This window comes from Micromonospora sp. AP08, from assembly GCF_008085935.1.
Taxonomy (GTDB): Bacteria; Actinomycetota; Actinomycetes; order Mycobacteriales; family Micromonosporaceae; genus Micromonospora; species Micromonospora chersina.
Genome location: NZ_VSEZ01000006.1, coordinates 331,095 through 357,519, shown reverse-complemented (window position 1 = coordinate 357,519; position 26,425 = coordinate 331,095). Strand labels below are relative to the sequence as shown.

General features: G+C 73.8%; 26 protein-coding genes and 1 pseudogene. 19 read left to right on the top strand and 8 right to left on the bottom strand.

The features are described from left to right. Positions 1-73 precede the first annotated feature (73 nt). From FXF50_RS13670 to FXF50_RS13660, 3 genes are all read right to left on the bottom strand, one after another. Entirely contained in the window at positions 74-502 is a 429-nt protein-coding gene (locus FXF50_RS13670; protein WP_148427769.1) for a hypothetical protein, read from the bottom strand. A gap of 170 nt (positions 503-672) precedes the next feature. Beyond that, complete coding sequence (locus FXF50_RS13665) at positions 673-1,881, bottom strand: cation:proton antiporter (RefSeq protein ID WP_148427767.1); 1,209 nt, start codon at positions 1,879-1,881, stop codon at positions 673-675. A gap of 7 nt (positions 1,882-1,888) precedes the next feature. Next, positions 1,889-2,389, bottom strand: coding sequence for a cation:proton antiporter regulatory subunit (locus tag FXF50_RS13660; protein ID WP_148427765.1), 501 nt, complete (start codon positions 2,387-2,389; stop codon positions 1,889-1,891). Between the two features lie 31 nt (positions 2,390-2,420). Here FXF50_RS13660 and FXF50_RS13655 point away from each other — a divergent pair, with 31 nt between their 5' ends. The 17 genes and pseudogenes from FXF50_RS13655 to FXF50_RS13575 all read left to right on the top strand — a co-directional run bounded on the left by FXF50_RS13655 (position 2,421) and on the right by FXF50_RS13575 (position 17,635). Continuing rightward, entirely contained in the window at positions 2,421-3,503 is a 1,083-nt protein-coding gene (locus FXF50_RS13655; RefSeq protein ID WP_148427763.1) for a hypothetical protein, read from the top strand. Positions 3,504-3,538: 35 nt separating this feature from the next. Further along, complete coding sequence (locus FXF50_RS13650; RefSeq protein WP_148427761.1) at positions 3,539-4,642, top strand: hypothetical protein; 1,104 nt, start codon at positions 3,539-3,541, stop codon at positions 4,640-4,642. Between the two features lie 89 nt (positions 4,643-4,731). Continuing rightward, positions 4,732-5,373 carry a TetR/AcrR family transcriptional regulator gene (locus FXF50_RS13645; RefSeq protein WP_148427759.1) on the top strand — a complete coding sequence of 214 codons (642 nt, stop codon included), beginning with the start codon at positions 4,732-4,734 and terminating at the stop codon, positions 5,371-5,373. A gap of 85 nt (positions 5,374-5,458) precedes the next feature. Continuing rightward, positions 5,459-8,050 carry an ATP-dependent chaperone ClpB gene (gene clpB / locus FXF50_RS13640; protein WP_148427757.1) on the top strand — a complete coding sequence of 864 codons (2,592 nt, stop codon included), beginning with the start codon at positions 5,459-5,461 and terminating at the stop codon, positions 8,048-8,050. 100 nt (positions 8,051-8,150) lie between these two features. Beyond that, the gene (locus tag FXF50_RS13635) at positions 8,151-8,528 is read left to right on the top strand and encodes a hypothetical protein (RefSeq protein WP_148427755.1); all 378 of its coding nucleotides are present in this window, start codon (positions 8,151-8,153) and stop codon (positions 8,526-8,528) included. Between the two features lie 93 nt (positions 8,529-8,621). Continuing rightward, on the top strand, positions 8,622-9,254 hold the full coding sequence (locus FXF50_RS13630) for a DUF4178 domain-containing protein (RefSeq protein WP_148427753.1): 633 nt from the start codon (positions 8,622-8,624) through the stop codon (positions 9,252-9,254). A 2-nt stretch (positions 9,255-9,256) separates the two neighbouring features. Next, positions 9,257-9,748 (top strand): DUF2617 family protein, encoded by a 492-nt coding sequence (locus FXF50_RS13625; protein WP_148427751.1) that lies wholly within the window; start codon positions 9,257-9,259, stop codon positions 9,746-9,748. Continuing rightward, positions 9,745-10,173, top strand: a complete 429-nt coding sequence (locus tag FXF50_RS13620; protein ID WP_148427749.1) for a DUF4247 domain-containing protein — start codon at positions 9,745-9,747, stop codon at positions 10,171-10,173. The genes FXF50_RS13625 and FXF50_RS13620 overlap by 4 nt, the downstream gene beginning before the upstream one ends. 38 nt (positions 10,174-10,211) lie before the next feature. Next, complete coding sequence (locus FXF50_RS13615; protein ID WP_148427747.1) at positions 10,212-10,634, top strand: DUF350 domain-containing protein; 423 nt, start codon at positions 10,212-10,214, stop codon at positions 10,632-10,634. Further along, positions 10,634-11,407, top strand: coding sequence for a hypothetical protein (locus tag FXF50_RS13610; protein ID WP_148427745.1), 774 nt, complete (start codon positions 10,634-10,636; stop codon positions 11,405-11,407). Before FXF50_RS13615 ends, FXF50_RS13610 begins: the two co-directional genes overlap by 1 nt. Then, a complete protein-coding gene (locus FXF50_RS13605) occupies positions 11,404-12,972 on the top strand; it encodes a polyamine aminopropyltransferase (protein WP_148427742.1) in 1,569 nt (522 codons plus the stop codon). Before FXF50_RS13610 ends, FXF50_RS13605 begins: the two co-directional genes overlap by 4 nt. Positions 12,973-12,982: 10 nt before the next feature. Next, entirely contained in the window at positions 12,983-14,005 is a 1,023-nt protein-coding gene (locus FXF50_RS13600) for a hypothetical protein (RefSeq protein ID WP_148427740.1), read from the top strand. Between the two features lie 84 nt (positions 14,006-14,089). After that, positions 14,090-14,821: a hypothetical protein gene (locus FXF50_RS13595; protein WP_148427738.1), complete on the top strand. Its 732-nt coding sequence runs from the start codon at positions 14,090-14,092 to the stop codon at positions 14,819-14,821. A gap of 72 nt (positions 14,822-14,893) precedes the next feature. Then, a pseudogene (locus FXF50_RS13590) lies at positions 14,894-15,502 on the top strand (hypothetical protein); the annotation flags it as partial. A 185-nt stretch (positions 15,503-15,687) separates the two neighbouring features. Next, positions 15,688-16,494 carry an SDR family oxidoreductase gene (locus tag FXF50_RS13585; protein WP_148427736.1) on the top strand — a complete coding sequence of 269 codons (807 nt, stop codon included), beginning with the start codon at positions 15,688-15,690 and terminating at the stop codon, positions 16,492-16,494. A gap of 166 nt (positions 16,495-16,660) precedes the next feature. Further along, positions 16,661-17,200: an orotate phosphoribosyltransferase gene (gene pyrE / locus FXF50_RS13580; RefSeq protein ID WP_148427734.1), complete on the top strand. Its 540-nt coding sequence runs from the start codon at positions 16,661-16,663 to the stop codon at positions 17,198-17,200. A gap of 57 nt (positions 17,201-17,257) precedes the next feature. Then, on the top strand, positions 17,258-17,635 hold the full coding sequence (locus FXF50_RS13575) for a helix-turn-helix transcriptional regulator (protein WP_007073957.1): 378 nt from the start codon (positions 17,258-17,260) through the stop codon (positions 17,633-17,635). 239 nt (positions 17,636-17,874) lie between these two features. Here the strand turns inward: FXF50_RS13575 and FXF50_RS13570 are convergent, their stop codons facing one another. From FXF50_RS13570 to FXF50_RS13555, 4 genes are all read right to left on the bottom strand, one after another. Then, on the bottom strand, positions 17,875-18,690 hold the full coding sequence (locus tag FXF50_RS13570) for a DedA family protein (RefSeq protein ID WP_148427732.1): 816 nt from the start codon (positions 18,688-18,690) through the stop codon (positions 17,875-17,877). A 50-nt stretch (positions 18,691-18,740) separates the two neighbouring features. Further along, positions 18,741-21,257 carry a polynucleotide kinase-phosphatase gene (locus tag FXF50_RS13565; RefSeq protein ID WP_148427730.1) on the bottom strand — a complete coding sequence of 839 codons (2,517 nt, stop codon included), beginning with the start codon at positions 21,255-21,257 and terminating at the stop codon, positions 18,741-18,743. Then, entirely contained in the window at positions 21,254-22,729 is a 1,476-nt protein-coding gene (locus tag FXF50_RS13560; RefSeq protein ID WP_148427728.1) for a 3' terminal RNA ribose 2'-O-methyltransferase Hen1, read from the bottom strand. The genes FXF50_RS13565 and FXF50_RS13560 overlap by 4 nt, the downstream gene beginning before the upstream one ends. Positions 22,730-22,842: 113 nt before the next feature. Beyond that, positions 22,843-24,387, bottom strand: a complete 1,545-nt coding sequence (locus FXF50_RS13555; protein WP_148427726.1) for an LPXTG cell wall anchor domain-containing protein — start codon at positions 24,385-24,387, stop codon at positions 22,843-22,845. 177 nt (positions 24,388-24,564) lie between these two features. On the opposite strand from FXF50_RS13555, the gene FXF50_RS13550 reads away from it, so the two are divergent. Continuing rightward, positions 24,565-25,047, top strand: a complete 483-nt coding sequence (locus FXF50_RS13550) for a SigE family RNA polymerase sigma factor (protein ID WP_148427723.1) — start codon at positions 24,565-24,567, stop codon at positions 25,045-25,047. Beyond that, positions 25,047-26,102: an LCP family protein gene (locus tag FXF50_RS13545; RefSeq protein WP_148427721.1), complete on the top strand. Its 1,056-nt coding sequence runs from the start codon at positions 25,047-25,049 to the stop codon at positions 26,100-26,102. The genes FXF50_RS13550 and FXF50_RS13545 overlap by 1 nt, the downstream gene beginning before the upstream one ends. 33 nt (positions 26,103-26,135) lie before the next feature. Here FXF50_RS13545 and FXF50_RS13540 read toward each other — a convergent pair whose 3' ends face one another. Next, positions 26,136-26,348 carry a hypothetical protein gene (locus FXF50_RS13540; RefSeq protein WP_148427816.1) on the bottom strand — a complete coding sequence of 71 codons (213 nt, stop codon included), beginning with the start codon at positions 26,346-26,348 and terminating at the stop codon, positions 26,136-26,138. Between the last annotated feature and the right edge of the window lie 77 nt (positions 26,349-26,425).

The window sequence follows — 26,425 nt, the reverse complement described above, 5'->3', positions numbered from 1 at the left end:
GCAGGGGGTCCCGGCCCGTTCGCCGTCAAGAGACCGTGCGGGCGGGGCCACACCCCCACCCGGAAGAGCAAAGCTAGAGCCGCCGGTTCTCCCGCACCAGCCCACCCTCGCACCAGTCGCGGTAGGCGAACAGGTCCGGTCGGGCGAGGAGCACCCGGCTGTTGTGCGCCCAGTTGCGCATCAGTTCGTCGCCGGCCCGCTCGGCCTGCTCGACGAGCTTGCGGAAGCGGCGCTTCGGGTGGGCCCGGAAGTTCGTCCGGATGCCGTCGGCGGCGTAGATGTAGAGGCAGTGCAGGGCGAACCGGCGGGCCGGGCAGGCCGGGTCCATGGCCAGCTCGAAGAGCGTCTGCACCAGGTGGTCACCGGCGACCAGCAGGTCCCAGTCCGGGGGCATCGAGGTGAGCGGGACCGAGTCCGGTTGGTAGGCCCACGCCCGCAGCTCGGCCGGCGAGGGGTCGACGGGGTTGGCGAAGCCGTGGAACGTCTCTTCCTGCACGCTCACCGGCCAACCTTCCGCTAACGCAGGCGGGGGCACCGGCCACCCGCGGTCCCTGGCTGCTGGGGCGACACGTTAACGCGGTTTCGCGGGGCGGCGGTAGACCTTCCCGGAATCAATTCCACAACCGTTGGCCGGGCCGGGTCCACCGTATGGTCGATCCGGCCCGGCCGAGGTCAGTCCGCCACTGTCGCCGGCACCGGCCGGCGGGCCGCGGCGCGCCGCCGGAGCCAGAGCTTGAACCAGGGCAGGTCGGGCAGACGGGCCAACATCGGCCCGGTCACCACGGTGATCAGCACGTACGCCGTGGCGAGCGCGGCCAGCCGCGGCTCGACCGGGTACGCGGCGGCGACGGCCAGCCCGGCGATGACGATGGAGAACTCGCCGCGCGGGGTGAGCGCGAAGCCGGCCCGCCAACGACCGGGCTCGGCGATCCCGGCCCGGCGGGCGGCCAGCCAGCCGGTGGCCAGCTTCGTCCCCATGGTGACCACGGCCAGCAGCAGCGCCGGCAGGAGCACCGGCGGCATGTCCAGCGGGTCGGTGACCAGGCCGAAGAAGACGAAGAAGACCGCGGCGAAGAGGTCCCGCAGCGGCGAGAGCAGTTCGGTGGCGTGGTGTGCCACCGGCCCGGACAGGGCGATGCCGACGAGGAACGCGCCGACCGCGGCGGAGACCTGGAGCTTGGCCGCGGCCCCGGCGACGAGCAGGGTGAGGCCGAGGACCCCGAGCAGGAGCGCCTCCGGGTCCTTCGCCGAGAGCGCGCTGGAGATCAGGTGGCCGTACCGGATGGCGACGGCCAGCACGACGACCACGGTGAGCACCGCGACGGCGAGCGCGATGCCGCCCTTGACGAGGCCGACCCCGGCGAGCAGCGCGGTGACCAGCGGCAGGTAGAGGGCCATCGCCAGGTCCTCGATCACCAGGACGGAGAGGATCACCGGGGTCTCCCGGTTACCGACCCGGCCGAGGTCGCCGAGCACCTTCGCGATCACGCCGGACGAGGACACCCAGGTGACGCCGGCGAGCACCACGGCGGCCACCCAGCCCCAGCCGAGCAGGAGGGCGAAGGCGAAGCCGGGCAGCGCGTTGAGCACCGCGTCGATGAGGCCGGCGGGCGCCGCCGACCGGAGGTTGCCCACCAGTTCGTTGGCGCTGTATTCCAGGCCGAGCATGACCAGCAGCAGGATCACGCCGATCTCCGCGCCGACGGCGAAGAACTCCTCGCTGGCGTTGAGCGGCAGCAGGCCGCCGTGGCCGAAGGCGAGGCCGGCGAGCAGGTAGAGGGGGATGGGTGAGACACCGAAGCGGCGGCTGAGGCGGCCGAGCAGGCCGAGCAGGAGCAGCAGCGCGCCGACCTCGACGAGCAGCGTTGTGGTTTCGTGCATCCGCGCCTCAGCCGTCCGGGTCGGCTTCGGCGAGGATCGCGGTGACCCCGTCGAGCCCTTGCCGGGTGCCGACCACGACGACCACGTCACCGGCCTCGAACCGGAAGGTGGGGTCGGGCGAGACGATCACCTCGCCCTGTCGCAGCACCGCCACGATGGAGGCGCTGGTGCGGGTCCGTGCCTTGGTGTCGCCGAGCCGCCTGTTGACGTAGCGGGAGCCGGCCGGAATGGCGATCTGTTCGGTGAGCAGCCCGGCGGCCTGGTCGCGCAGCCCGGCGAGCTGGCCGAGCATCAGCGACGCGCCGAGGATGTCGGCCAGCGCCTCCGCCTCGTCGTCGGTCAGCGGTATGTCGTGCTGGCAGGAGTCGGGATCGTCCGGGTCGTAGAGGACCAGGTCGCGGCGGCCATTGCGGTGGGAGACCACGCCGAGCCGGCGGCCGGATTCCGTCATCAGATCGTGACGGACGCCGATCCCCGGTAGGGCAGTCTGTTCGACACGTACTCGCACCCAGGTGAGGCTACCCTGCGCAGGAGGTCCGATGAACCGAAGATCATTCCTGATGGTCGCGGTGTTCCTGCTGGCCGGGTGCACGGCGTCGACCGGGAATGACGGCAGGGCCGCCCGCGTGCGGGCACCGCTGGCGGCCCGCCCGGCCGACCTCCAGGTGCGCCGCGTCGAGGTCGGCGTCCCGCGCTGGTACGACCGGCCGTACGTCGAGTTCGGCGACGCGGACCACGGGTACGCCCTCTTCGCCTCCTGCGCCGGGCGACCGCCGTCGTCGGACTGCCCGGCCCGCCTCTACGCCACCGACGACGGTGGGCGGACCTGGCGCCGGATCTCGCATCCCCGCCCACTCGCGCCCGGGCAGCGGCTCGAGGTGACCAGCGACGTGCCGGCCCTCCTGGTGGCCGGGGAGGGCTGGTACTACTCCCTCGACGACGGGACCAGCTTCCGGCGCGAGCCCGGAGCGGTCACGCCCTCGGTGCTGCGCGCCCTGCGGGGTCAGGTGCAGGTCGACCCGCGCACCGGTGAGCTGGTCCGATGGCAGGGCGGCGGCTGGCAACCACTGCCGAGCCGGTCACCGCTGGCCCGGCCCACCAGCGTGTACGGCGCGGACGGACTGGTCGTGGTGACCACGGTGGCCGGTGGTCGCCCACTGCTCGCCGTCTCGTTCGACGGGGGCGTGACCTGGCGACGCCCGCGGCTGGTCACCCTGGAGGGTGACATCGCGACGCTGCGGGTGGCCGCCTCGGTGGCGGGCGACGTGTGGCTGATCGGCGAGCGGGCAGAGCCGGGCCGGTTCCCCGCGCTCTGGCACTACGACGGCGACTGGCGGCCCATCGTGCCGCCGCGCGATCCCGGGCCGTACACGTCGGCGGTGCCCTTCGGGGAGAACCGGCTGGCGGTCAGCGGCCGGGAGGGCGGAGCGGTGGTGCTGGCCGACGGAAACGGCGACCTCCGGGAGGAGTCGTGGCCGCTGCACGGCGACCACCGTCTCACCGTCCTCGCCGACGGGGCGCTGCTGGCGCGCGGGCCGGACGACCTGCTGATCCGCGCGAGCGGTGAGCCCGGGTGGGTGCGGATAGTGCTGGAGAGCCGGCGACCCCGCACCGACGAGTGAGCAGCTCATACTGGTGAAGCGCGACGGGAGGCCCGATGGACCGGCTGCGGAGCCACAAGGCGATCTTCCTGTTGCTCCTGCCCGTCCTGGTCGGCTGCTCGATCGGCGATGTCCGCCGGCCCCCACCCGACCGGTCGTCCGCGTCCCCGCGGCCGGCGCCGACCGCGCCGGCGCCGTCGCGGGCCGTCGGCTTCGACGAGGTACGCCACGTCCGGGTCGCCGTCGACCGCCGGTACGACCGCCCGTTCGTGGAGTTCGTCGACGCCGACCACGGGTACGCGCTCTTCGCCGCCTGCGACGGCGTGCCACCCGGCCGCGGCTGCACCGCCCTGCTGTACGCCACCGTGGACGGCGGCCGTAGCTGGCAGGCACTGCGGCATCCCCGTCCGGTGGCGGAGGACCAGCAGCTCTACGCGGTGCCGGGGGCGCTGGTGCTGCTCGCCGAGCCGTACGGCTGGTACACCTCGACCGACGGTGGGGCCAGCTTCGTCCACAGCACCGGCGGGGAGCCGGCGGCGCTGGTGGCGGCCCGGGGTCGCTTCCAGATGGTCGAGGGGCTCGGTGCGGTGGCCGAGTGGGACGGCGCCGCCCTGCGGCCGTTGCCCGCCCAGCCGGCCGTACCGGGGTTGACCACCGTGGGCCACTCCGGGGAGCTCGTGGTGGCGGCCGGCGCGCGGGACGGCCGGCCCGCGGCCGCGGTGTCCCGGGACGCGGGCCGGCACTGGTTGTCGACGCCGCTGCCCTGGCTGGGCGACGAGGCGGGGGTGCTCCGCGCGGTGATCGCCCCGGACGGCGGCGCGTGGCTGGTCGGGGAGCGCCCGGACCGGACGGGCTTCCCGGCGCTCTGGCGGCTGGTGGGCGGCCGGGAGTGGGCGCTGGTCCGCGCCGTCGGACATCCGGCGCAGGCCCGCTCGGTGGCGCCGCTCGGGGCCGAGTTGGTGGCGGTGACCAGCCCGGACGGGGTGGGTGTGGTGGCCGGGGGCCGCTACTACCGGGTCGACTGGCCGCTCACCGGGGAGCACCACCTCACCGTGCTCGGCGACGGCACGATCCTCGCAAGGGGCCCGGACGACGTGGTGGTGGGCACGGGCTGGACCGCCAACCGGCGCTGGGTCCGGGTGGTGCTGGACGAGGGCTGACGGTTCGTCGCCGGGCCGCCTCGGCCCGGCAGGGTTCCGTTTCAAAGGTAGCAGAGCGGAACGATCCGTTCCGGTGCTAATCTCGGTGCATGCCGAATCCGACCGACGCTCCGCCGCTCGCCGGCCGACGTGCCCAGGCGGCCCGCAACGACGCGGTGATCCTGGAGGCCGCCCGCGCCGTCTTCCTCGACGACCCGAAGGCGCCCATCGCCGCCGTCGCCGAGCGGGCCGGCGTCGGCATCAGCGCCCTCTACCGTCGGTACGCCGGCAAGGAGGACCTGCTGCGCAAGCTCTGCGACGACGGGTTGCGGCGGTTCATCGCGGCGGGCGAGGAGGCCGCCGCCGAGCCGGACGACTGGGCGGCCTTCGCCGGCTTCCTGGCGCGCGTCGTCGACGCGGACGTGCACTCCCTCACCGTGCACCTGGCCGGCACCTTCACCCCGACCGAGGAGATGGGTCGGGCCGCGATACGCGCGAACGAGTTGGTCGAGGGGCTGGTGGAGCGGGCGCGGGAGGCCGGGCGGCTCCGGCCGGACGTGGTGGCGCAGGACGTCGGGCTGCTGCTGGAGGGGTGCGCCGCGATTCGCGTACCCGATCCGGAGCGGACCCGGCAGTTGCGCCGCCGCCACCTGGCGCTGCTGCTGGCTGGTCTCGCGCAGGCCGAGCCCCCGCTGCCCGGGCCGCCGCCGGCCGCGGGGGAGTTCGACTGGCGGTGGAAACGCCGGGAGTGAGCCGGGTCACACCGGCGGAGTTGAGCGGAATAGACTCAACTCTGGTTGTGTCTCTCCCAGTGGACACGCCGATCCGGGGGAGCCCATGAACACGGAACGACTCACCACCAAGAGCCGCGAGACCATCACCGGCGCCGTCGCGCTGGCGAACCAGCGCGGGCACGCCACCGTGGAGCCCTGGCACCTGCTGCTGTCGCTGCTGGACACCGAGGGCTCGACCGCCGCCGGCCTGCTGCGCGCCGTCGGGGCCGACCCCGCCGAGCTGCGCCGGGTCGCCCAGCGCTCGGTCGACGCCCTGCCCGCGGCGCGCGGCTCCAGCATCGCCGAGCCGACCCTGGCCCGGGAGTTCGTCAACGCCATCGGCGCCGCCGAGCAGATCGCCCGGCCGCTGGGCGACGAGTACACCTCCACCGAGCACCTGCTGGCCGGGCTGGCCCGGGTGGGTGGCGCGGTCTCCGTCGCACTGAAGAACTCCGGCGCCACCGAGGAGAACCTGGTTGCCGCCTTCCCGACCGTGCGCGGCGGGGACCGGCGGGTCACCACGGCCGACCCGGAGCAGACCTACCAGGCCCTCGCGAAGTACGGCGTCGACCTGACCGCGAGCGCCCGCGAGGGCAGGATCGACCCGGTCATCGGCCGCGACTCGGAGATCCGCCGGGTGATCCAGGTGCTGTCCCGGCGTACCAAGAACAACCCGGTGCTGATCGGCGAGCCCGGCGTCGGCAAGACGGCGATCGTCGAGGGCCTGGCCCAGCGGATCGTCGCCGGTGACGTGCCGGAGTCGCTGCGGGACAAGAAGCTCGTCTCGCTCGACCTCGGCGCCATGGTGGCCGGCGCGCAGTACCGCGGCCAGTTCGAGGAGCGGCTCAAGTCGGTGCTGGAGGAGATCAAGAACTCCGACGGCCAGGTCATCACCTTCCTCGACGAGCTGCACACCGTGGTCGGCGCGGGCAAGGGCGAGGGCTCGATGGACGCCGGCAACATGCTCAAGCCGATGCTCGCCCGCGGTGAGCTGCGGATGGTCGGCGCCACCACGCTGGACGAGTACCGCGAGCACATCGAGAAGGACCCGGCGCTGGAGCGCCGCTTCCAGCCGGTGCTGGTCGGCGAGCCGACCATCGAGGACACCATCGGCATCCTGCGCGGCCTCAAGGAGCGCTACGAGGTGCACCACGGCGTCCGGATCACCGACGCCGCGCTGGTCGCCGCGGCCGCCCTCTCCGACCGCTACATCACCGACCGGTTCCTGCCGGACAAGGCCATCGACCTGGTCGACGAGTCCGCCTCCCGGCTCCGGATGGAGATCGACTCCCGCCCGGTCGAGGTGGACGAGATCGAGCGGGCGGTCCGCCGGCTGGAGATCGAGGAGATGGCGCTGGCCAAGGAGCCGGACGCCGCCTCCGCCGAGCGGCTGGCCCGGCTGCGCAAGGAGCTGGCCGACAAGCGTGAGCAGCTCACCGCGCTATCCGAGCGCTGGCAGCTGGAGAAGAGCCACATCACGAAGCTCTCCACCGCCAAGGAGGAGCTGGAGCGGCTCGGCGGCGAGGCCGAGCGGGCCGAGCGCGACGGCGAGCTGGAGCGCGCCGCAGAGCTGCGCTACGGCCGGATCCCCGCCCTCCAGGCCGAGCTGAAGCGGGCCGAGGAGGAACTGGCCCGGCTCCAGGCCGACGGCGCGATGCTCAAGGAGGAGGTCGGCGCGGACGACATCGCCGCGGTCGTCGCCTCCTGGACCGGCATCCCGGCCGGTCGGCTGCTGGAGGGCGAGACCGCCAAGCTGCTCCGGATGGAGGAGTCGCTGCGGGCCCGCGTGGTCGGCCAGGCCGAGGCCGTGGGCGCCGTGTCCGACGCGGTCCGCCGCGCCCGGGCCGGCGTCGCCGACCCGGACCGCCCGACCGGCAGCTTCCTCTTCCTCGGCCCGACCGGTGTCGGCAAGACCGAGCTGGCCAAGGCGCTCGCCGAGTTCCTCTTCGACGACGAGCGGGCCATGGTCCGCATCGACATGAGCGAGTACGGCGAGAAGCACTCGGTGGCCCGCCTGGTCGGCGCCCCGCCCGGCTACGTCGGCTACGAGGAGGGCGGCCAGCTCACCGAGGCGGTGCGCCGCCGGCCGTACTCGGTGATCCTGCTGGACGAGGTGGAGAAGGCCCACCCGGACGTGTTCGACGTGCTGCTCCAGGTGCTCGACGACGGCCGGCTCACCGACGGGCAGGGTCGCACCGTGGACTTCCGCAACGCGATCCTGATCCTCACCTCGAACCTGGGGTCGTCGGTGATCAGCGACCTGACGATGGCCGAGGAGCAGCGCCGGGAGGGCGTCCTCGCGGTGGTCCGGTCGCACTTCAAGCCGGAGTTCCTCAACCGCCTCGACGACATCGTGGTGTTCGCCGCCCTCCAGGGCGAGGAGCTGCGGGCGATCGTCGACATCCAGCTCGACCGGATGCGGAAGCGGCTCGCGGACCGCCGGCTGACGCTGGACATCAGCGACGCCGCCCGGACGTGGCTCGCCGAGCACGGCTACGACCCGATCTACGGAGCCCGGCCGCTGCGCCGGCTCGTGCAGTCGGCCATCGGCGACCAGCTCGCCAAGGCGCTGCTCGCCGGCCAGATCCGCGACGGCGACACGGTGCGGGTCGACCTGGCCGACAGCAAGGACGGCCTGACCGTCGCCGCGGCCTGACCACCCTTCCGGCCCGGCCGGACCCGCACGGGTCCGGCCGGGCCGATCTCCTTCTTGATCAACAGCGTCGAAGGCGGCCGGCCCGGGCAATAGTGAGGGCATGTTGGGGATCGGGAAGAAGGACCGGGAGTTGGACGCGGCCGTCGAGGAACTCGGCCGGGCGGACACGCTCGCCTTCGGCGGGGTGGGGATCGCCGGGCAGATCCTGCCGGAAACCGAGGCGTACCGGCACGTGGAGCGGGCCCTGCGGGAGCATCCCGAGGCGGCCCGGAAGAAGGTCGACCGGCTGTTGAAGCACGGGTCGCCGGCCGGGAAGGCGTACGCGGCCGCGCTGCTGGACACGGTCGACCCGGCGGTGGGCCGGGCCGCCTGGGAGCGGCTGCGCGACGACGACGGCGAGTTCACCACGTTCAGCGGCTGCATCATGGGCCGCGCCACCCTCCGCGAGTACGCCACCGAACGCCTCACCGGAGCCTGACCGTAGCTGGTCGATCACTCAGCGAACGGCACTTCGGCGCATGTGCGTCCGGTTGTTACCGTCGCCGCCGAAACACCTTGGGGGGAGACGACCGTGAACGGTTCGCTGGCGTACGTCGTGACCACGTTGGGGTGCCTGGTCGGGGTGGCCGGCGTGGTGATCGCCGTGATCGCGCTGCGCAAGGCCCGGTCCGCGCCGCGCCCGGCGGCCGCCCCCGGCGACCCGTTCCGGGACCGGGACGCCGACGCGCTGCGCGGTGACCCCCGCGGGCTCAAGCCCGGCGACATCGTGGAGATCCGCCAGGTGCCCTACACCGTGCGCGGCTCGGTGCACCTGGTCGAGGGCGGCTGGAGCTGGGCGGAGCACCTGCTCGACGACGCCGGCGGAGTGAAGCGCTGGCTCTCCGTGGAGTCGGAGCCCGACCTGGAGATGGTGCTCTGGACCAGTGAGCCGTCGGCCACCGTCACCCCGGGCGCGCCGACGCTGGAGATCGCCGGCCGCCGCTACAACTGGGACGAGTCCGGCCAGGCGAAGTACACGGCCACCGAGGGCACCGGCCTCGACCCGCGCGGCACCATGCGCTACCACGACTACCAGGCGCCCGGCGGCGCGCGGCTCTCCTTCGAGGCGTACGGGGAGGCCGGCTGGGAGGTGAACCTCGGCGAGCAGTTGCACCGCGCCGAGGTGATGATCTACCCGCAGGGCGGTCCGGAGAAGGTCGGCTGAGCGTGCTCGTCGCCCTGGACGCCCCGTACGTCGACACCCGCGCCGCCGACCTGAGCCTGGCCCTCGGCGGCCCCGAGCGCCCCGCCCTGCACGTGCGTGAGCTGACCCTGCCCGGCGGGCTGCGGCTGCGGCTGCGCCTGCTCGGCGCCTCCCACCAGGTGATCTGCGGTGACCTCACCGAGACGGTCGCCTGCCTGCCCGGCCGCCCCCCGCACCTGCCGGACGCGCTGCACGACGAGACCGCCGGCTACCGGTTCACCGCCACGGTGCTCCGGCCGGCGGGCGACGGCCTGCGCACCCGGGTCGCCGCGCTCCGCGCCGAACTGGCCGACGACCCGTACGCGCTGGTCGGGGTCTTTCCCGGCGACGAGGACGCGGTCACCGCGCTCGCCGTCCGCCCCGCGCCGCCGGACGGCTCGGTGGCCTGGCGCACCTGGCACGCGTACCCGCAGACCAACGAGCTGGTCCTGACCGACACGGTGGTGGAGCTGTGACGTACCGACGGTGGTTCGTGGTGGGGGTGGCGTTCGCCGTCATCGGCGCCGTGGTCGCCGCCTTCGCGATCTTCTACGGCAACTTCTCGCCGCGGGGCTACGTGGAGGACCGCTACACCCGGGCCACCAGCCGGGACCTCGGCTCCGACGCGATCGCGTACACGTCGAACCGCACGCCCAGCCAGGTGTCGAAGGAGATCACCGACGCCTGGCAGCCGGCCGACCAGTACGTCGACGGCAGCGGGGTCTACCTGCGCTACGACGACGACTCGGTGGTGATCCTGCCGCTCGCCGCCGTCGGCTCGGTGATCCTGCTGGAGCGGATGACCACCGCCTACCCCCGCTACCACTCCCGGGTGGGCAGCCACTGGGGCTGGGGGCGGGGCAGCACGGTCCGCGGCGGCGGCCCCGGCTCCGGCAAGTGAGCTGACCTCCCCCCACCCCGACGAATCCTGGAGTCCCTGTGCAGACCCTGGTCACCGACCTGCTCGTCACGCTCGCCTACGGCGTGGTCGGCGTCGCCCTGATGGCCGTCGGCTACGTGCTGGTCGACGTCGCCACCCCCGGCAAGCTGCACGAGCTGATCTGGGCGGAGCGCAACCGCAACGCCGCGCTGCTGCTCGCCTCGAACCTGGCCGGTGTCGGCATCATCGTGGTCGCCGCGATCGCCGCCAGCGCCGACGACTTCGCCCTCGGCCTGGTCGGCGCGGCCGCGTACGGCATCCTCGGGCTGGTCATCATGGCCGCGGCGTTCCTGCTGCTCGACATGGCCACCCCGGGCAAGCTCGGGGAGATCCTGGTCGACCCGGAGCCGCACCCCGCGGTCTGGGTCTCCGCCGTCGTGCACCTCGCCACCGGCGCGATCATCGCCGCCGCGATCAGCTGATGGCGCCGGGCAAGCCGGCGGCGAAGAACAGGGCCGCCGCCTGGGCCGTCTGGCTGACCATCGGCCTGGTCGTCGCCGGCTGCGTGGCGGCGGGGGTGCTCAACAACGACGGGGACACCACGGTGGCGGCCCCGGCCGCCGACGAGCGGGCCGACAGCGTGGCGATCCTCCAGCGCACCAGCGCCGAGCAGGGCCTCTGCTACGGCTGGGAGCTGGTGGACTACTACGACTACGGCGACCCGCTGAACGTCGGCTCCAACCTGGGCGACGGCGTCGCGGTCGAGGAGAACCCGGCCTGCCCGCGCTGGGTGCAGGTGACGGCCAACATCGGCTACGTCTCGGAGAGCAGCGAGAGCAACGACTTCGCCCGGATCCAGGTGACCGGCTCGCCGGACATCGACTCCGCGGACCTCTGGCAGGTCGAGCGGGGGCTGGAGCGGCTCGGCCTCACCGAGGACGTCTTCGTCGACGACCCCGGCTGGGCGGTCACCCGGGCCGCGGTCATGCTGCCGCTGCTCGCCGTCGAGGCCGGGCTGGCCGAGCCGGCCGACACCCCGGTCCCGGCGGCGGCCAGCCCGTCGCCGCTGCCCGACGCCGGCAGCGACTACCTGCGGGACCGGTGGGGCTGGCTGCTCGCCACGGTCGGGCTGCTCCTGCTCGCCGCGCTCTTCGTCACCGTGGGCGTGGTGCAGCGCCGCCGCCAGCGCCGGGTGGTCGTGCCCGCGCAGCGCGCCGGGGCGGGCGCCGCCGGGCGTACCCGGGAGAAGGCGTGACCGCCGACGCGCCCGCGCGGCCGCGGTGGCGCCCGGCCCGCGCGGCGGTCCTGCTCGCGGTCTTCGTGTGCGCGGCCTGCGGCCTGGTGTACGAGCTGGCGCTGGTCGCGCTCGGCAGTTACCTCATCGGCGACACGGTCGGGCAGGCGTCGATCGTGCTCGGCGTGATGGTCTTCGCGATGGGCGTGGGCGCGCTGGTAGCGAAGCCGTTCCAGTCCCGGGCGGCGGCCGCGTTCGCCGCGATCGAGCTGACCCTGGCCCTGCTCGGCGGGCTCTCCGTGCTCGGCCTCTACGCCGCGTTCGCCTGGCTCGACCTCTACGGGCCGGCGCTGGTCGGCACGGCGTTCGTGCTCGGCCTGCTGATCGGCGCGGAGATCCCGCTGCTCATGGTGCTGCTGCAACGCATCCGCGAGCAGTCCGCGGGCAGCGCCGTGGCCGACCTGTTCGCCGCCGACTACGTCGGCGCGCTGCTCGGTGGGCTGGCCTTCCCGTTCCTGCTGATGCCCGTCTTCGGCCAGCTCAAGGGCGCCCTCGTGGTGGGCGCGGTGAACGCCGTCGCGGGCCTCGCCCTGGTCTGCACGGTCTTCCGCGGCGACCTGGGCCGCCGGGCGCGGGTCGCGCTCGGCGCCGGCAGCGTCGTGGTCGCCCTCTGCCTGGGGTACGCCTGGGTCACCGCGCACGACTTCGAGGTGACCGCGCGGCAGCAGCTCTACCGAGACCCGGTGGTGCACGCCGAGCGCAGCCGCTACCAGGAGATCGTGCTGACCCGGTCGGTGCGGGAGGTCGGCCACGCCGACACCGACCTGCGGCTGTTCCTCAACGGCGACCTCCAGTTCAGCTCGATCGACGAGTACCGCTATCACGAGTCGCTGGTCCACCCGGCCATGCGCGGGCCGCACGGGAACGTGCTGGTGCTCGGCGCGGGTGACGGGCTGGCGCTGCGGGAGATCCTCAAGTACCCGGACGTGCGCCAGGTGACCCTGGTCGACCTCGACCCGGCGGTCGTGCGGCTGGCCCGCTCCGAGCCGCAGCTGCGGGACCTCAACCACCACTCGCTCGCCGACCCCCGGGTACGGGTGCTCAACGTCGACGCGTTCGGCTGGCTGCGGACCGCCACGGAACGCTTCGACGTCGTCATCGCCGACCTGCCCGACCCCGACGAGACGGCCACCGCCAAGCTCTACACGATCGAGTTCTACGCGCTGATCCGCCCGGTCCTCGCCCCCGGCGGGCGGCTCGTCGTGCAGTCCGGCTCGCCGTACTTCGCGCCCCGGTCGTACTGGTCGATCGAGCGGTCGATTCGGGAGGCGGGCTTCGCCACGGTGCCGTACCACGTGGACGTGCCGAGCTTCGGCGACTGGGGCTTCGTGCTCGCCGCGCCGGGTGGGACGCCGCCCGCGCTGGGGCTGCCGGAGGACGCGCCGGCGCTGCGGTTCCTCACCCCGTCGGTGCTCGCCGCGGCGGCCACCTTTCCCGCCGACCGGGCCCGGCTGGACGTGCCCGCCTCCACGTTGTTGCAGCCCAGAGTCCTGGAGTACGCCCGCGTGGAGTGGCGCGGCTACTAACGTCGGGCGGGTGGCCGCCCGTCCGCCCCGCTGGTCGCGACCGCCTCGGGCACTGGAGGCGCCGTCGTACCTTCAGGCGTTCGTGCTGTCCGGGGTGGTGACCGTGCTGGTCACCCGGGCGTACCTCCAGGCGACCGGCTTCCCGCAGCTCGGCGGGGGCGGCCTGCACATCGCGCACGTGCTCTGGGGTGGCCTGCTGATGACCGCGGGCCTCGGGGTCGGGCTGGTCTTCCTGGGCAGCGCGGCGCGCATCCTGGGCGCGATCCTGGGTGGGATGGGCTTCGGGCTCTTCATCGACGAGGTCGGCAAGTTCGTCACCGCCGGCACCGACTACTTCTACGCCCCGGCCGCGAGCATCATCTACGTCGCCTTCGCGCTGCTGGTCGTCATCACGCAGGCGCTGCGCGGCCGGACCCGGCTCTCCCCGCCCGAGCGCACGGCGAACGCCCTCTACACCGTGGTCGGCGGGCTCACCACCGGCCTCACCGCCCGGCGTCGGGCGGCGGTGCTGCGGCTGGTCCGGGGCTGCGGCCCGGACGTCGAGGAGGCGGTGGCCCGGCTGCTGGACGCGGTGCCCCGGCGGGAGCCACCCGCGCCCCGGTTCTGGCAGCCCTGGCTGCTCCGGGCCCGCCGGGCGGCGGTCTGGGTGACCACGCACCGCTGGGTCGTGGCCGTGGTGGTGCTCTACCTGGTCGGCGAACCGTTCGTGATCGTGCTGCGGGTCCTGCTGGATGCGATCACCGGCGAACTGCCCGACCAGCAGGAGTGGGGTGCGGTGGTCGGAGTCTCGGTCTCCGCGCTGATCACCGCGGTGCTGAGCATCCGTGGGGCCCTGCTGCTCCCCAGCGACCAGGTGCGGGCCTTCCGGCTCTTCAAGCTCGCGCTCCTCGTGGACCTGCTGTTCGGGCAGATCTTCAGCTTCACGGTCAACCAGTTCGGCGCGGTCTTCGCGCTCGGCGTGGACCTCTTCCTGCTCGCGGTGGTGACCGCCGAGTACCGCCGGCTCTGCCGCCGGCAGCCGTCCGGCCGCTGAATCCCGCACCGCTCCCCGCTGTCGCGTCGTGCCCACCTGGCCCGGCTTCGTTACGGTGGTCCTCTGATCAAGGGAGGGAGAATCATGGTCGATGCTCCGGGCACCCCGCCCCGCGCGCGTCCGGGCGTGGTGACGGTTTCCAGTTGGCTGCTCATCCTCGTCGCCGTCATCCAGGTGGTGAGCCTGATCGTCACGCTGTCCACCCTCGGCACCATCCGGGACGTGCTCAAGGACGCGTACGCCGGCACGTCGGCCGAGCAGTTGGGCGACTTCGCCTACGCGGCCAGCCTCGGCGGCGCCGTGCTCTCGCTGCTGCTCGCGGTCGGGCTGGTCGTGCTCGCGCTGCTGAACAACCGGGGGAAGAACGCCTCCCGGATCACCACCTGGGTGCTGGGTGGCGTCCTCCTCTGCTGCACCGGCGGCAGTCTGCTCAACGGCGTCTCCGGCGGGCTCACCGGCGGCGGGTCCACCAACGGCGACCTGCCGAGCGGCGAGGAGATCCAGCGCCGGCTGCAGGACGCGCTGCCGTCCTGGTACGGCCCGGTCAGCCTGCTGCTCGGCCTGGTCTCGCTGCTGGCGCTGCTGGCCGCGCTGATCCTGCTGGCGCTGCCGAAGGCCAACGAGTTCTTCCGCAAGCCCCAGGCGACCTGGGAGCCGCCCGTCCCGGGCGCCGCCTACCCGGGCTACCCGGCCACCCCCGGCTACCCGGCCACCCCGGGCCAGCCCGCCGACCCGGCCTACCCGCCGGCCCCCGGCCAGCCGCCCGCGCCGGGGCCGGGCGAGCGCCGCGAGGGCGAGCCGCCATCCGGAAGTTGACGCCCGGATAAGAGCGACGCCGACGATCCCTCCGAGTAGGTTGCAAGCCGACGCCTACCGGAGGGATCTGTCGTGTCGTACCCCCATCAGGCACCGCCCCGCCGGCCCGGCGCGGTGGTCTCGGCGGCGGCGCTGCTGCTGCTGATGGCGGTGGGCGCCGTGGCGTACGCGGTCGCCAACCTGCTGGTCACGGCGGGCACGGTGGACCGGTTCCGGGAGGCGGCGCGGGCGACCGGCGCGGGCAACGGCGAGATCGACGGGGTGGCGTCCCTGCTGCGCGGCTCCACCGTGCTCTCGGCGGTGCTCGGCGTGCTGGTCGCGCTGCTGCTCGTCGGGCTCGCCCTCGGCCTGCTCTCCGGCCGGGCCGGCGCCCGGGTGACCACCTGGGTGGTCGCCGGGCTGGGCCTGTTCTGCGGCTGCTGCGGCCTGGCTGTGCTGGTCGGGCAGCGGGCCGCCCCGCTCCGGCTGGGCGCCGACGACCGGGTCACCGCCGACCTGCTGGCCCGGGTCGGCGACGCCTACCCGGGCTGGTGGATCCCGGTGAACGCGGCGGTGTCGGTGGCGCAGATCCTCGGCTATCTGGTGGTGGCGGCCCTGCTCACGCTGCCCACGGCCGGCGCCTTCTTCCACCGCCGCCCGCCGCGCCCGGCCGGCCCGGTCCCGCCACCGGCCTACGGGCCCCCGCCCGCCTCCACACCGACGGCCGGTCCGCCGGCACCCGGGTACCACGGTCCCTCTGCCCCGGCCTACGGACACCCCTCGCCCTGGGCGCCGCCGACCGGGCCGGTGTCTGCCCCGCCCGGCGCGCCCCCCACCCCGCCGCCGTCGGCCCCGCCCGGGCCGACCCCACCCCCCGAGGACCGCCCGTGACCGACGCACCCCCCTCCCCGCGCCGGGCCCTGATCACCGGGGCCAGCCTGGGCATCGGCGAGGCGTTCGCCCGCCGGCTCGCCGCCGACGGCTGGGACCTCGTCCTGGTGGCCCGGGACGCCGACCGGTTGGACGCCCTGGCGGCCGAGCTGACCGGCCGGCACGGCCACCGGGTCGAGACCATCGCCGCCGATCTGTCCACCGACGACGGCTGCGCCGCGGTCGAAGGGCGGCTGACCGCCGACCCGCCGGTGGAGTTGCTCGTGAACAACGCAGGGATCAGCCTCAACACCCCGTTCGTCCGGTCGGCCGTCGCGGACGAGGCCCGCCTGGTCCGGCTGAACGTGCTGGCCGTGCTGCGGCTGACCCACGCGGCGCTCGGTCCGATGGTCGAGCGGGGCCACGGGGCAGTGATAAATGTCTCTTCGGTTGCGGGTTTCGGTGTCCCCATGCCGGGATCGACCTACTCGGCCAGCAAGGCCTGGGTGACGAATTTCAGTGAATCGATCGGCCAGTCGGTGGCCCCGCTGGGCGTTCGCGTGATGGCCCTCTGCCCTGGCTACACCCGCACCGGCTACCACGAGCGGGCCGGCATCGACATGTCGCGGACTCCGGCGTGGATGTGGCTGCGGACCGACGACGTGGTCGCCGAAGGGCTGCGTGACCTGCGAAAAGGCAAGGCGGTCAGCGTGCCGAGCTGGAAGTACAAGCTGGCCGTGGCGGGGCTGCGGCACGCGCCGCGGCGGCTGCTGCGCGGGGTCTCCCGGGACACCCGCGGCCGGGTCGGCCGGGCCGGCGACTGACCGCGGGCCGGCCCGGCGGGTGTCCCGTCGCGGGGATGCCCGCCCGCTGACCGGGATGGACGGTCGCACAACGTAGTCGGACATCGCCACCCATCGGTCGCCCGCAGGGTTGACGTGGGTGGACCCCGCGCCCGCCTCCCAGACTTGCGAAGTACCCTCTATCGCCATGGGGCACCACGACGACCTGCGTAAATTCATCACTGACCTGGCTGTCGTCCACGGCCGGGTGGTGCTCTCGTCGGGTCGGGAGGCCGACTGGTACGTCGATCTGCGTCGCGTCACGCTCCATCACCGGGCGGCGCCGTTGATCGGTCGGGTCATGTGCGACCTCACCGCCGACTGGGCGTACGACGCGGTGGGCGGGCTGACCCTCGGGGCCGACCCGGTCGCCACGGCGATGCTGCACGCGTCGGCCGGCACCGACCGCCCGCTGGACGCCTTCGTGGTGCGCAAGGCGGGCAAGGCGCACGGTCTCCAGCGACGGATCGAGGGCCCGGAGGTCGCCGGGCGGCGGGTCCTGGCGGTCGAGGACACCTCGACCACCGGCGGCAGCGTGTTGACCGCTGTCGAGGCATTGCGCGAGGCCGGGGCCGAGGTGGTGGGCGTGGCGGTTATTGTTGATCGAGGCGCCGGCGACGCGGTGCGAGCCGCCGGACTGCCTTATCGGGCGGCCTATACGTTGGCTGACCTCGGCCTTGTGGCGTAAAAGTTTACCGATTCGGATCTGCTGATATGCAGGCGGATCGATGCTGCTGGTGGAAGGATGGAATACGTGGGAACTGCGTTGGCTGAAATGACCATGCCTCAGATCTCGCCGCTTGCCGGCGAGCCGATCGAACGTGCCGACGCCGAGCGGCTCGCGGGGGTCCTCAAGGCCCTCGCGGACCCCGCCCGGCTGCGGCTGCTCAGCCTGATCCAGTCGGCTCCCGAGGGGGAGGCGTGCGTGTGTGACCTCACCGCGCCCCTCGGCCTCTCGCAGCCGACGGTCAGCCACCACCTGCGCATCCTCACCGAGGCCGGCTTGCTGGAGCGGGAGAAGCGCGGTGTCTGGGCGTACTACCGGCTGGTGCCGACCGCGATCGCCACGATCGCGGATCTGCTCACCCCGCCGCGGAAGCGGGCCACCAAGAAGGCCCGCTGAATCCGGACGTGTCCGGGTCCGGGTGGCCGCCTCGCTGAATGCGGCGGCGATGGGTGGCGTGCCAGGGGTGGCGCCACCCACCGGATGGCTGTCCGGGGTCGTGGCGCGGCGTCAGACGCGCCGAGCCCGGATGGCCACAGGTGACGGCTGCCGTCATCCGTACCACCCGCAGGTCGACAGGTCGTAGTCGAAGGCCGGCTCCCCGAGAGGGAGCCGGCCTTCGGTGTGTCCGGCCGGGGTCAGCGGCGGTGCTGCCCGCCGCGCCCGTGGTGCTGGTCGTCGTCGCCGTCGACCGCGTCCCGGACCGCGTCCAGGGCGCCCGCCGCGCTGGCCGCGGCGATCACCGCGACCGCCTCGCCGCGCTTGCGCGCCCGCCGGTCGCGGAGGAACTCGAAGAAGATCGGCAGCACCGAGATCAGGATGATCAGCGCGACCACCGGCAGGATGTACCGGTCGATCTTGTCGCCGATCGCGTTGTAGATCTGGTCGGCCAGCAGGTAGCCGATCAGCAGGATGCCGTCCACCCAGAGGATCGCACCGACCACGTTCCACAGGAGGAACTGCCGGGCCGGCATGCCGAGCACCCCGGCCACCGGGTTGAGGAAGGTCCGCACGATCGGGATGAACCGGGCCAGCACCACGGCCTTCGCCGGGCCGAACTTCTGGAAGTAGTACTCGGCCTTCTCCACGTACTCGCGCTTGAACAGGCGGGAGTTGGGGCGGTCGAACATCCGCTTGCCGTAACGGGCGCCGAGCCAGTGCCCGAGCTGGGCGCCGGCGATCGCGCAGAGCGGGCCGCCGATCAGCAGGCCGGCCAGCGAGAGCCGGGTGCCGGATCCGAAGATCGCGTCGGCCACCGGCGAGGCGGCCACCCCGGCCAGGAAGAGCAGCGAGTCGCCCGGGAAGAAGAAGCCGACCAGCAGGCCGGTCTCGGCGAAGAGGATCGCCCAGACGCCGATCATCCCGAAGGTGTGGATGAGGTCCTTCGGATCGAGCGGGTTCAGGGCCACGCTCTCGGAGAGCACCCGGGTCTTCTCTGCTGTGTCCACGGCCACAAAGGGTACCCGGGCCCGGTCCGGCGCCGCGCCGGACCGGGCGTACGGGTCTAGAGCCGCGGGTCGACCGGCTCCGACTCGCAGGCGAGGATGGCGAACACCAGCTCGTGGCGGCGCCAGAGCGGGGCGTCCTCGGCCAGCGCGTCCAGGGCGGCCAGGCCCAGCGCGTGCTCCTGCAGGGCCAGCCCGCGCTTGCGCCCCAGCGACCGCTTGCGCAGCGCGGCGAGCTGCCCCGGACCGGTGTACCCGGGACCGTAGATGATCCGCAGGTACTCCCGGCCCCGGCACTTGATCCCCGGCTGGAGCAGCGACCCCTTCGGCGAGCGGGCGGCGAGGCCGGCGTACGGCTTGACGACCATGCCCTCCCCGCCGGCCGCCGTGAGCGACAGCCACCAGTCGGTCGCCGCGGCCACCGCCGCCTCGTCGGCCAGGTCGACCACCTGCCGCCGCGTCGGGGTGAAGAACTCCGGGTCGGCCGCGCAGAGCCGGTCGGCCAGCGCCAGGTGCCAGCCGTGGTCGCGGTCGGCGTAGCTCACCCCGGCCCCCGCCAGCACGGCGAACGGCGCCAGCGTCACCCCGCGCAGCCCGTCGGTGGGCCCGACGTACGCCCGGTAGGCGGCCGAGTACGCCTCGACCTCGGCCGCCCGGTCGGCCATCCGGCCCCGCAGCTCGCCCACCGGCAGCCCGCGCCCGGCGGCGGCGTCCAGCGTGCCGAGCACGGCCGGCAGGGCCGCGCGGCCGGCCGCGCCGACCCCGGCGTACTGCTCGCGGATCAGCCCGCCCGCCTTCGCCGACCAGGGCAGCAGCTCGCAGTCGAGGAGCAGCCAGTCGGTGCCCAGCTCGGCCCAGAGGCCGGCCGCGGTGACCGCCGCGCGGACCCGGGCCAGCAGCTCCCCGACCAGCGGCGGCCCGAAGAACGGCCGGCCGGTGCGGGTGTGCACCGCCCCGCCGGCGAACCGTCCCGGCTCCCGCTCGACCAGCACCACGGCCCGCGAGCCCATGTGCTTCTCCTCGCAGACCACGCGGTCGACGCCGGCCGCCCGGTGGTCGGCGAACGCCTGCGCCGGGTGCTCCAGGAACCCCTCCACCGTCGAGGTCGAGCAGGGCGCCATGGTCGGCGGCAGCCAGACCAGCCGGTCCGGGTCCAGCGCGTACCGGCTCATCACCTCCAGCGCGGCGGCCGCGTTCTCGGCCGGCACGGTCAGCGTCCCGTACGCGTGCGTGAGGTGCCGCCGTCCCGTGACGTCGGCCAGGTCCAGCACGGTGTCCGGCCGGGTCGGGGCGGGCGCGACCAGCGGGCGGGCCGGGGCGTACCACTCCTTGACCGCCGGGACGGCGACCAGTTCCTTCTCCGGGTAGCGCAGCGCGGTGAGCCTGCCGCCGAAGACGCAGCCGGTGTCCAGGCAGATGGTGTTGTTCACCCACTCCGGCTCGGGAGTCGGGGTGTGGCCGTAGACGACCATGGCCGAGCCCCGGTAGTCGCGCGCCCACGGGTAGCGCACCGGCAGGCCGTACTCGTCGGTCTCGCCCGTGGTCTCCCCGTACAGCGCGAACGACCGCACCCGCCCGGACGCCCGACCGTGGTACGCCTCCTTGAGGCCGGCGTGCGCCACCACGAGCCGGCCGTCGTCCAGCACGTAGTGGCTGACCAGTCCGTCGATGAAGGCCGCCGTCTCGGTGACGAACTCCGCCGGCTCCGACTCCAGCTGCGCCATCGTCTCGGCCAGGCCGTGGGTGAGCCGCACATCGCGGCCGCGCAGCTTGCGCAGCAGCTTCTGCTCGTGGTTGCCCGGCACGCAGATCGCGTGGCCGGCCGCCACCATGCCCATGACCAGGCGCAGCACCCCGGGCGAGTCCGGGCCGCGGTCCACCAGGTCACCCACGAAGACCGCGGTACGCCCCGACGGGTGCACGGCGTCCACCGGGCGGCCCGCGTCGTCGCGTCGCAGTGCCCAGCCCAGCCGGAGCAGCAGCGCCTCCAGCTCCTCGCGGCAGCCGTGCACGTCACCCACGATGTCGAACGGCCCGGTCAGCTCGCGGCGGTCGTTGAACAGCTTCTCGTAACGGATCTCGGCGGCCTCGATCTCCTCGACGCCGCGCAGCACGTGCACCTTGCGGAAGCCCTCCCGGGCCAGCCGCCCGTACGACTGCCGCAGGTCCCGCTGCATCCGGCTGAGCACCTGCCGGCCGTGCGTCCGGTCGGCCCGGGACTGCGTGCGCTCCCAGGCCACCGCCTCGGGCACGTCCAGCACGACGGCCACCGGCAGCACGTCGTGCTCCCGGGCCACCTTGATCAGCCCGGCCCGGGCGTGCGGCTGGAGGTTGGTCGCGTCGACCACGGTGAGCCGGCCCCGGCGCAGCCGGATCCCCGCCACGTGGTGCAGCGCGTCGAACGCGTCGCCGGAGGCGGACTGGTCGTTCTCGTCGTCGGCCACCATGCCTCGGAAGGTGTCCGAGGAGAGCACCTGGCTGGGCCGGAAGTGCCGGGCGGCGAACGTCGACTTGCCGGAGCCGGAGACGCCGACGAGCGCCACCAGGGCGAGTTCGGGAATGTCCAGGGTGGTCATCGCGTCGTCTCCTCCTTCCGGATGTCGGTGTCCGTTCTGTTCAGCACGGCGAGCTGGGTCGGACAGCCCAGCTCGGGGTCCTCGTCGCCGATGCCGCCGATCGTGGCCGTGTAGCCGTGCGCCGTCGCCACCCGGTCCACCCAGGCGGCGAACTCGGCCCGCGTCCACTCGAAGCGGTGGTCGGCGTGCCGGAACCGGCCTGCCCCGAGCCCCTCGTAACGGACGTTGTACTCCACGTTCGGCGTGGTCACCACGACCGTGCCGGGCCGGGCGTGGCCGAACACGGCGTCCTCCAGCGCCGGCAGCCGCGGCGGGTCGAGGTGCTCGACCACCTCCATGAGCACCGCCGCGTCGTAGCCGCGCAGCCGGTCGTCCCGGTAGGTCAGCGCCGACTGCCACAGCCGGATCCGGTCCCGCTGCCGCTCCGGCAGCCGGTCCAGCCGCAGCCGCCGGGCGGCCAGGGCGAGCGCCTGGCTGGACACGTCGGTGCCGACGACCTCGGCGAACCGCCGGTCGGCGACCAGCGCGGTGAGCAGCGCGCCGCCCCCACAGCCGAGGTCCAGCACCCGGGACGCCCCGCTGTCGCGCAGCGCGGCCAGCACCGCCTCGCGCCGGCGTACGGCCAGGGAGGCCCGGGGCGCCTCGGCGGGCAGCGCGCTCTCGACGCCGTCGCCGGTGGACGGCCCGCCCTCGATGCTGTCGTCGGCGGGCGGCTCGTCGGCGAGGCGCAGCTCGGCCAGGCGGGCCATCGCCTCCCCGGCCAGGGCGCGCCGGTGCGCCAGGTAGCGGCGGGTGATGAGGGCACGTTCCGGGTGGTCGGCCAGCCAGCCGGCCCCAGCCCGCAGCAGCTTGTCCACCTCGTCCGGGGCCACCCAGTAGTGCTTGGCGTCGTCCAGCACGGGCAGCAGCACGTAGAGATGGTTGAGCGCGTCGGCGAGCCGCAGCGTCCCGGTCAGCGTCAGGTCGACGTAGCGGCTGTCGCCCCACTCCGGGTACGCCTCGTCCAGCGGGATCGGGATGGCCGTCACGGTCCAGCCGAGCGGGGCGAACACCCGTACGGCCAGCTCGACCCCACCCCGGCAGCGCAGCACCGGCACCCGCACCTCCAGCGGGATGGCGGCGGCGGCCAGCTCCGGGCGGTCCCGGGACTCGCCACGCAGGGCCGAGCGGAACACCTTGGCCAGCGCCGAGGAGAGCAGGCTGGACGCCGCGTACGGGCGGTCGTTGACGTACTGCCCGAGGGTGAAGCTGTCCGGGGTGGTGGCCTGCCGGCGGCCCCGGCCGCCGCCCAGCTTGAGCGGGTCGACCTCGACCAGCAGCGCCGCCGTGCACCGCGCCTCGTCCGCCTCGGGGTAGAGCACGTGCGCGGTGCCGGCGGGCAGGTCGAAGCTCTGCACGCGGTCCGGGTGCTTGACGAGGAGGTGGCCGAGGTCGGTGGCGGGGCGGTGAGTCGTGGTCAGGGTCAGCAGCACCCGTCGATGGTGTCAGCTCCGGCGATCTTGCGTCGTCCGGTTTTCGGGCGGACATGACGGTGCCCCGCCGACCGGGATGGTCGGCGGGGCACCGGTGTTCCGTTGTGCTCCGGTCAGGCGACGAAGCGGGTCTTGCGGCGGCGGGACACCACGTAGCCGGCCGCGCCGGCGGCCAGCAGGAGCGCGCCGACGCCGGCGATCAGGGCGGTGTTGGAACCGGTGATCGGCAGCGTGCCGCCGTCACCCTCGCCGCCGCCGTTGCCGCCGTTGCCACCATCGCCGCCGTTGCCGGCGGTGCCCGCCTTGACGGTGATGGAGGCGTAGTTGTTGGACTCGTTCGGGTCCCCGGCGAGCTTGGTGGCCACCTTGCCGGAGGTCTCGCCGGTCAGCTTGTCGATGCGGAGGGTGAACTCCCAGCTGGTGGTGTCGCCCTTGGCGAGGTCGCCGTAACCGATGCAGCCGTACTTCGCCGCACCCGGCTCACCCGCGTGGTCCCACGGGTTCCACGGCTCGTCCTGGACCCACGGAGCGCAGTCCTCGGAGACCTTGACCGCGGTGGTGCCCTGCGGCACCTCGACCACGGTGAGCGGGCCCTCCTCGCGCCAGGTCTCCACCACGGCCGGGCCGAGGTTGTGGGCGCCGGCGGAGACCTTCACCTGGTCACCGACCTTGCCGGTGGCGGTGCTGCCCACGGCGGCGAGGTCCGCGCCGTTGTCACCGGTCACCACGACGCTGATGTCGGTGAAGCTGTTCCACCGGTCCACGTCGGTCTGCGGGGCGGACTGCCGTGCGGCGCCCACCTCGACCAGGCGCAGCTCGTCGCCGGTGCCCGGCTTGCCCTGCGGCAGCGGCCAGGTCGGGTCCTTCTCGATCAGCGCCCAGTCGTCCTTGGTCCACCAGTCCACGAAGTTGTCCACGCTGCTGCCGGTGCGTGCCGTCTTGTCCACCTTGACCGGGAGGGGCGCGGAGAGCTTGTAGCTCTTGCCCGGCTCCAGGTCCGTGTCGAAGCGGCAGATGGCGGGCAGGCCGTCGTCGTACTCGCAGTTGCTGAAGTTGCCGACGTACGGCGTCAACCAGTCGCTCTGCAGCCGCAACACGGCACCGTGGGCGGTGTTCTCGCCGCCGTTGCGGACCGTGCTCGGCAGGCCGACCTCGGCGCCCGGCGCGCCGTCGACGCTGTCCTCGGGCTCGCTCTGGAGGTCGACGCCCTCAGCCACGGTGACGGTGATGGAGCCGGTGGCGACCTTGCCGTCGCCGTTGGCCTTGACCGCGATCTCGGCCTTCTGCCCGGGGGTGGCGTCGGACTTCGCGGTCAGGTAGTAGTCGAAGATCGGCACGCCCCATTCGCCCGCCACCGCCTCACAGTGCAGGTTGGCGTCGGTCGTGGCGCAGTCCCAGCCGCCGCTCGCCAGGTCCAGCGTGGCGAAGTCGTCGACCTTCGACAGGTCCAGGTCGAGGGTGAGCTTCTGGAGCTCGTTCTCGCTCTCCGGGTCGTAGGCGTAGAGGAAGTTGGAGGCCGTGTGGCCCGGCGCGACCAGCATGTCGTACGAGACGAGCTGGAATGAGTCCGCCGCGGCGGCGGGGGTGGCGGAGGCGGCGACGAACGCGCCTGCGACGCCCAGCCCGGCGAGCCAGCGCCGGGTGGAGTGGGAAAGCATGGTTGGGGGTTCCTCCCGTGAATGATCAGGTGGAGCCCGTGGAGCTTAAAGAAGCCTTAAGTCGCTCCGCTATCCCGGGACGCCATCACCGGCAGATATTGACCGAACGGCTGATCAGCGCGGTGCAATGTTCCGCCGGCCCGTGCCCGTCAACAGGGCGGGACACCGGGAGGTGCAGTGACGTACGAGGAGTTCGCCGACGCGCGGCTGAGCGCCCTGCTGCGGTACGCGGTCATGCTGACCGGCGATCCGCACCAGGCCCAGGACCTGGTGCAGGAGACCATGGTCCGGGTCCAGCTCAACTGGCGCCGGGTCGCCCGCAGCGACGCGCCGGAACGGTACGTGCGCCGGATGCTCACCAACCAGTTCATCGACTGGCGGCGGGGCTCGTGGGCGCGCCGGGTGCTGCTGCGCGGCGAACCGGACGAGGCGGTGCCGGCGCCGAGCGACCACGCGCAGTCCGCGGTGGACCGCGACCAGGTCTGGTCGTGGCTGTCCCGGCTGCCCCGGCGGCAGCGGGCCACGCTGGTGCTCCGCTACTACGAGGACCTGCCCGACGCGGAGATCGCGGAGATCCTCGGCTGCGCCGTCGGCACCGTGCGCTCGTGCATCTCCCGCGCCCTGGCCACCCTTCGAGCCGAGTACGTGGAGGTCTACTGATGATCGAGGACGACCTGCGGGCCGCCTTCGCGCGGCACGAGGAACTCGCCCCGCCGCCCGGCCCGCTGCGCGCCGCCATCGACCGGGCCGTGGTCCGCCGCCGGCGCCGCCGCCTCCGGGTGCGGCTCGCGGGTACGGCGCTGGCGGTGGCCGCCGCCACCCTGGCCGGCTTCACGGCGATGGCGCCGCGTCAGCCGGAGACCGCGCACCTGCTGGCCGGACCCTCGCCGACACCCACCGGGGCGCTGAACCTGCTGCTCGTCGGGGTGGACGGGTCGGCGGATCGACAGTACCGACTCGCCGACTCCGTGCTGCTCGTGCACGTCCCGGCGGACCGGAGTCGGCTCTACCTGGTCTCGCTGCCGCGTGACCTGGAGGTGTCCATCCCCGGTCGTGGCCGGGACAAGCTCAACGCCGCCTTTCTGGCCGGTGCCGGTGAGCCGCGCCCGGACCTGGCCCGCGGCTACGCGCTGACCAGGCAGGTGGTCAGCGACACCACCGGCGTACGGATCGACGCCGGCGCGGTGCTCACCTACCGGGCGACCCGCGAACTCACCGATGCGGTCGGTGGGGTGCCGGTCTGTCTACCCGCGCCGGTGCGCTCGGTGCACACCGGGCGGCGCTTCCCGGCCGGCTGCCAGCGGCTCGACGGCACCGAGGCGGTGGACCTGCTCCGACAGCGTTACGGCCTGCGGGACGCCGTGCTGGACCGGGACCGCAACGCGAGCCGGTACGCGGCCGGGCTGCTCCAGCGGATGCAGGAGCAGGGGGCGCTGACCAACCCGGTGCTGCTCAGCCGGCTGATCACGAAGGTCGGCCCGAGCCTGGTGACCGACACCGGGGAGCTGTCCCTGTCGGCGCTGGTCTCGGCGGCCGGGAAGGCGGCCGCCGCTGAGCCGGTCGCGGTCGGCCTGCCGGTCCGCTACCAGGAGAAGCAGCCGTACGGGTTCCGGCCCGACCCCGCGCGGGCCCCGGGCTTCCTCGACGCGCTGCGCGCCGACCGCCTCGGCGAGTGGACGGCGGCACACCCGGACCAGGTCACCGGCCTGCGCTGACGCGGGCGGGGCCGGCGGCCCCGCCCGCCTGGCTCAGCGGTAGTCGTCCTCGTCGGCGGTGACCACCCGGGCCTGCTCCATGGCGTCCCAGTCGTCGACCTCCAGCCCCCGCTGCGGCTCGCCGTCACCCTCCTCCGGGGTGACCACCGCGGCCTGCTCGACCGCGTCGGCCGGCTCCGCCTCCAGGTCCCGCTCCTCCGGAGCGAGGTGGTGGCTCGGGGCGAAGTCCTCCTCGGGCTGACCCATCGTCCCTCCCTGGATCTCGGTGCGGACAGTCACCACCACACCGTACGGGCTCACCCGGGCCCGCGCTCGGTGGCGGG

Bases quoted from the DNA above. Each gene is read 5' to 3' on its own strand.
- FXF50_RS13665 (WP_148427767.1), bottom strand. From the start codon at position 1,881: ATGCACGAAACCACAACGCTGCTCGTCGAGGTCGGCGCGCTGCTGCTC.
- FXF50_RS13655 (WP_148427763.1), top strand. From the start codon at position 2,421: ATGAACCGAAGATCATTCCTGATGGTCGCGGTGTTCCTGCTGGCCGGG.
- FXF50_RS13650 (WP_148427761.1), top strand. From the start codon at position 3,539: ATGGACCGGCTGCGGAGCCACAAGGCGATCTTCCTGTTGCTCCTGCCC.
- FXF50_RS13645 (WP_148427759.1), top strand. From the start codon at position 4,732: ATGCCGAATCCGACCGACGCTCCGCCGCTCGCCGGCCGACGTGCCCAG.
- clpB (WP_148427757.1), top strand. From the start codon at position 5,459: ATGAACACGGAACGACTCACCACCAAGAGCCGCGAGACCATCACCGGC.
- FXF50_RS13635 (WP_148427755.1), top strand. From the start codon at position 8,151: ATGTTGGGGATCGGGAAGAAGGACCGGGAGTTGGACGCGGCCGTCGAG.
- FXF50_RS13610 (WP_148427745.1), top strand. From the start codon at position 10,634: ATGGCGCCGGGCAAGCCGGCGGCGAAGAACAGGGCCGCCGCCTGGGCC.
- FXF50_RS13595 (WP_148427738.1), top strand. From the start codon at position 14,090: ATGGTCGATGCTCCGGGCACCCCGCCCCGCGCGCGTCCGGGCGTGGTG.
- pyrE (WP_148427734.1), top strand. From the start codon at position 16,661: ATGGGGCACCACGACGACCTGCGTAAATTCATCACTGACCTGGCTGTC.
- FXF50_RS13575 (WP_007073957.1), top strand. From the start codon at position 17,258: ATGGAATACGTGGGAACTGCGTTGGCTGAAATGACCATGCCTCAGATC.
- FXF50_RS13565 (WP_148427730.1), bottom strand. From the start codon at position 21,257: ATGACCACCCTGGACATTCCCGAACTCGCCCTGGTGGCGCTCGTCGGC.
- FXF50_RS13555 (WP_148427726.1), bottom strand. From the start codon at position 24,387: ATGCTTTCCCACTCCACCCGGCGCTGGCTCGCCGGGCTGGGCGTCGCA.
- FXF50_RS13545 (WP_148427721.1), top strand. From the start codon at position 25,047: ATGATCGAGGACGACCTGCGGGCCGCCTTCGCGCGGCACGAGGAACTC.
- FXF50_RS13540 (WP_148427816.1), bottom strand. From the start codon at position 26,348: ATGGGTCAGCCCGAGGAGGACTTCGCCCCGAGCCACCACCTCGCTCCG.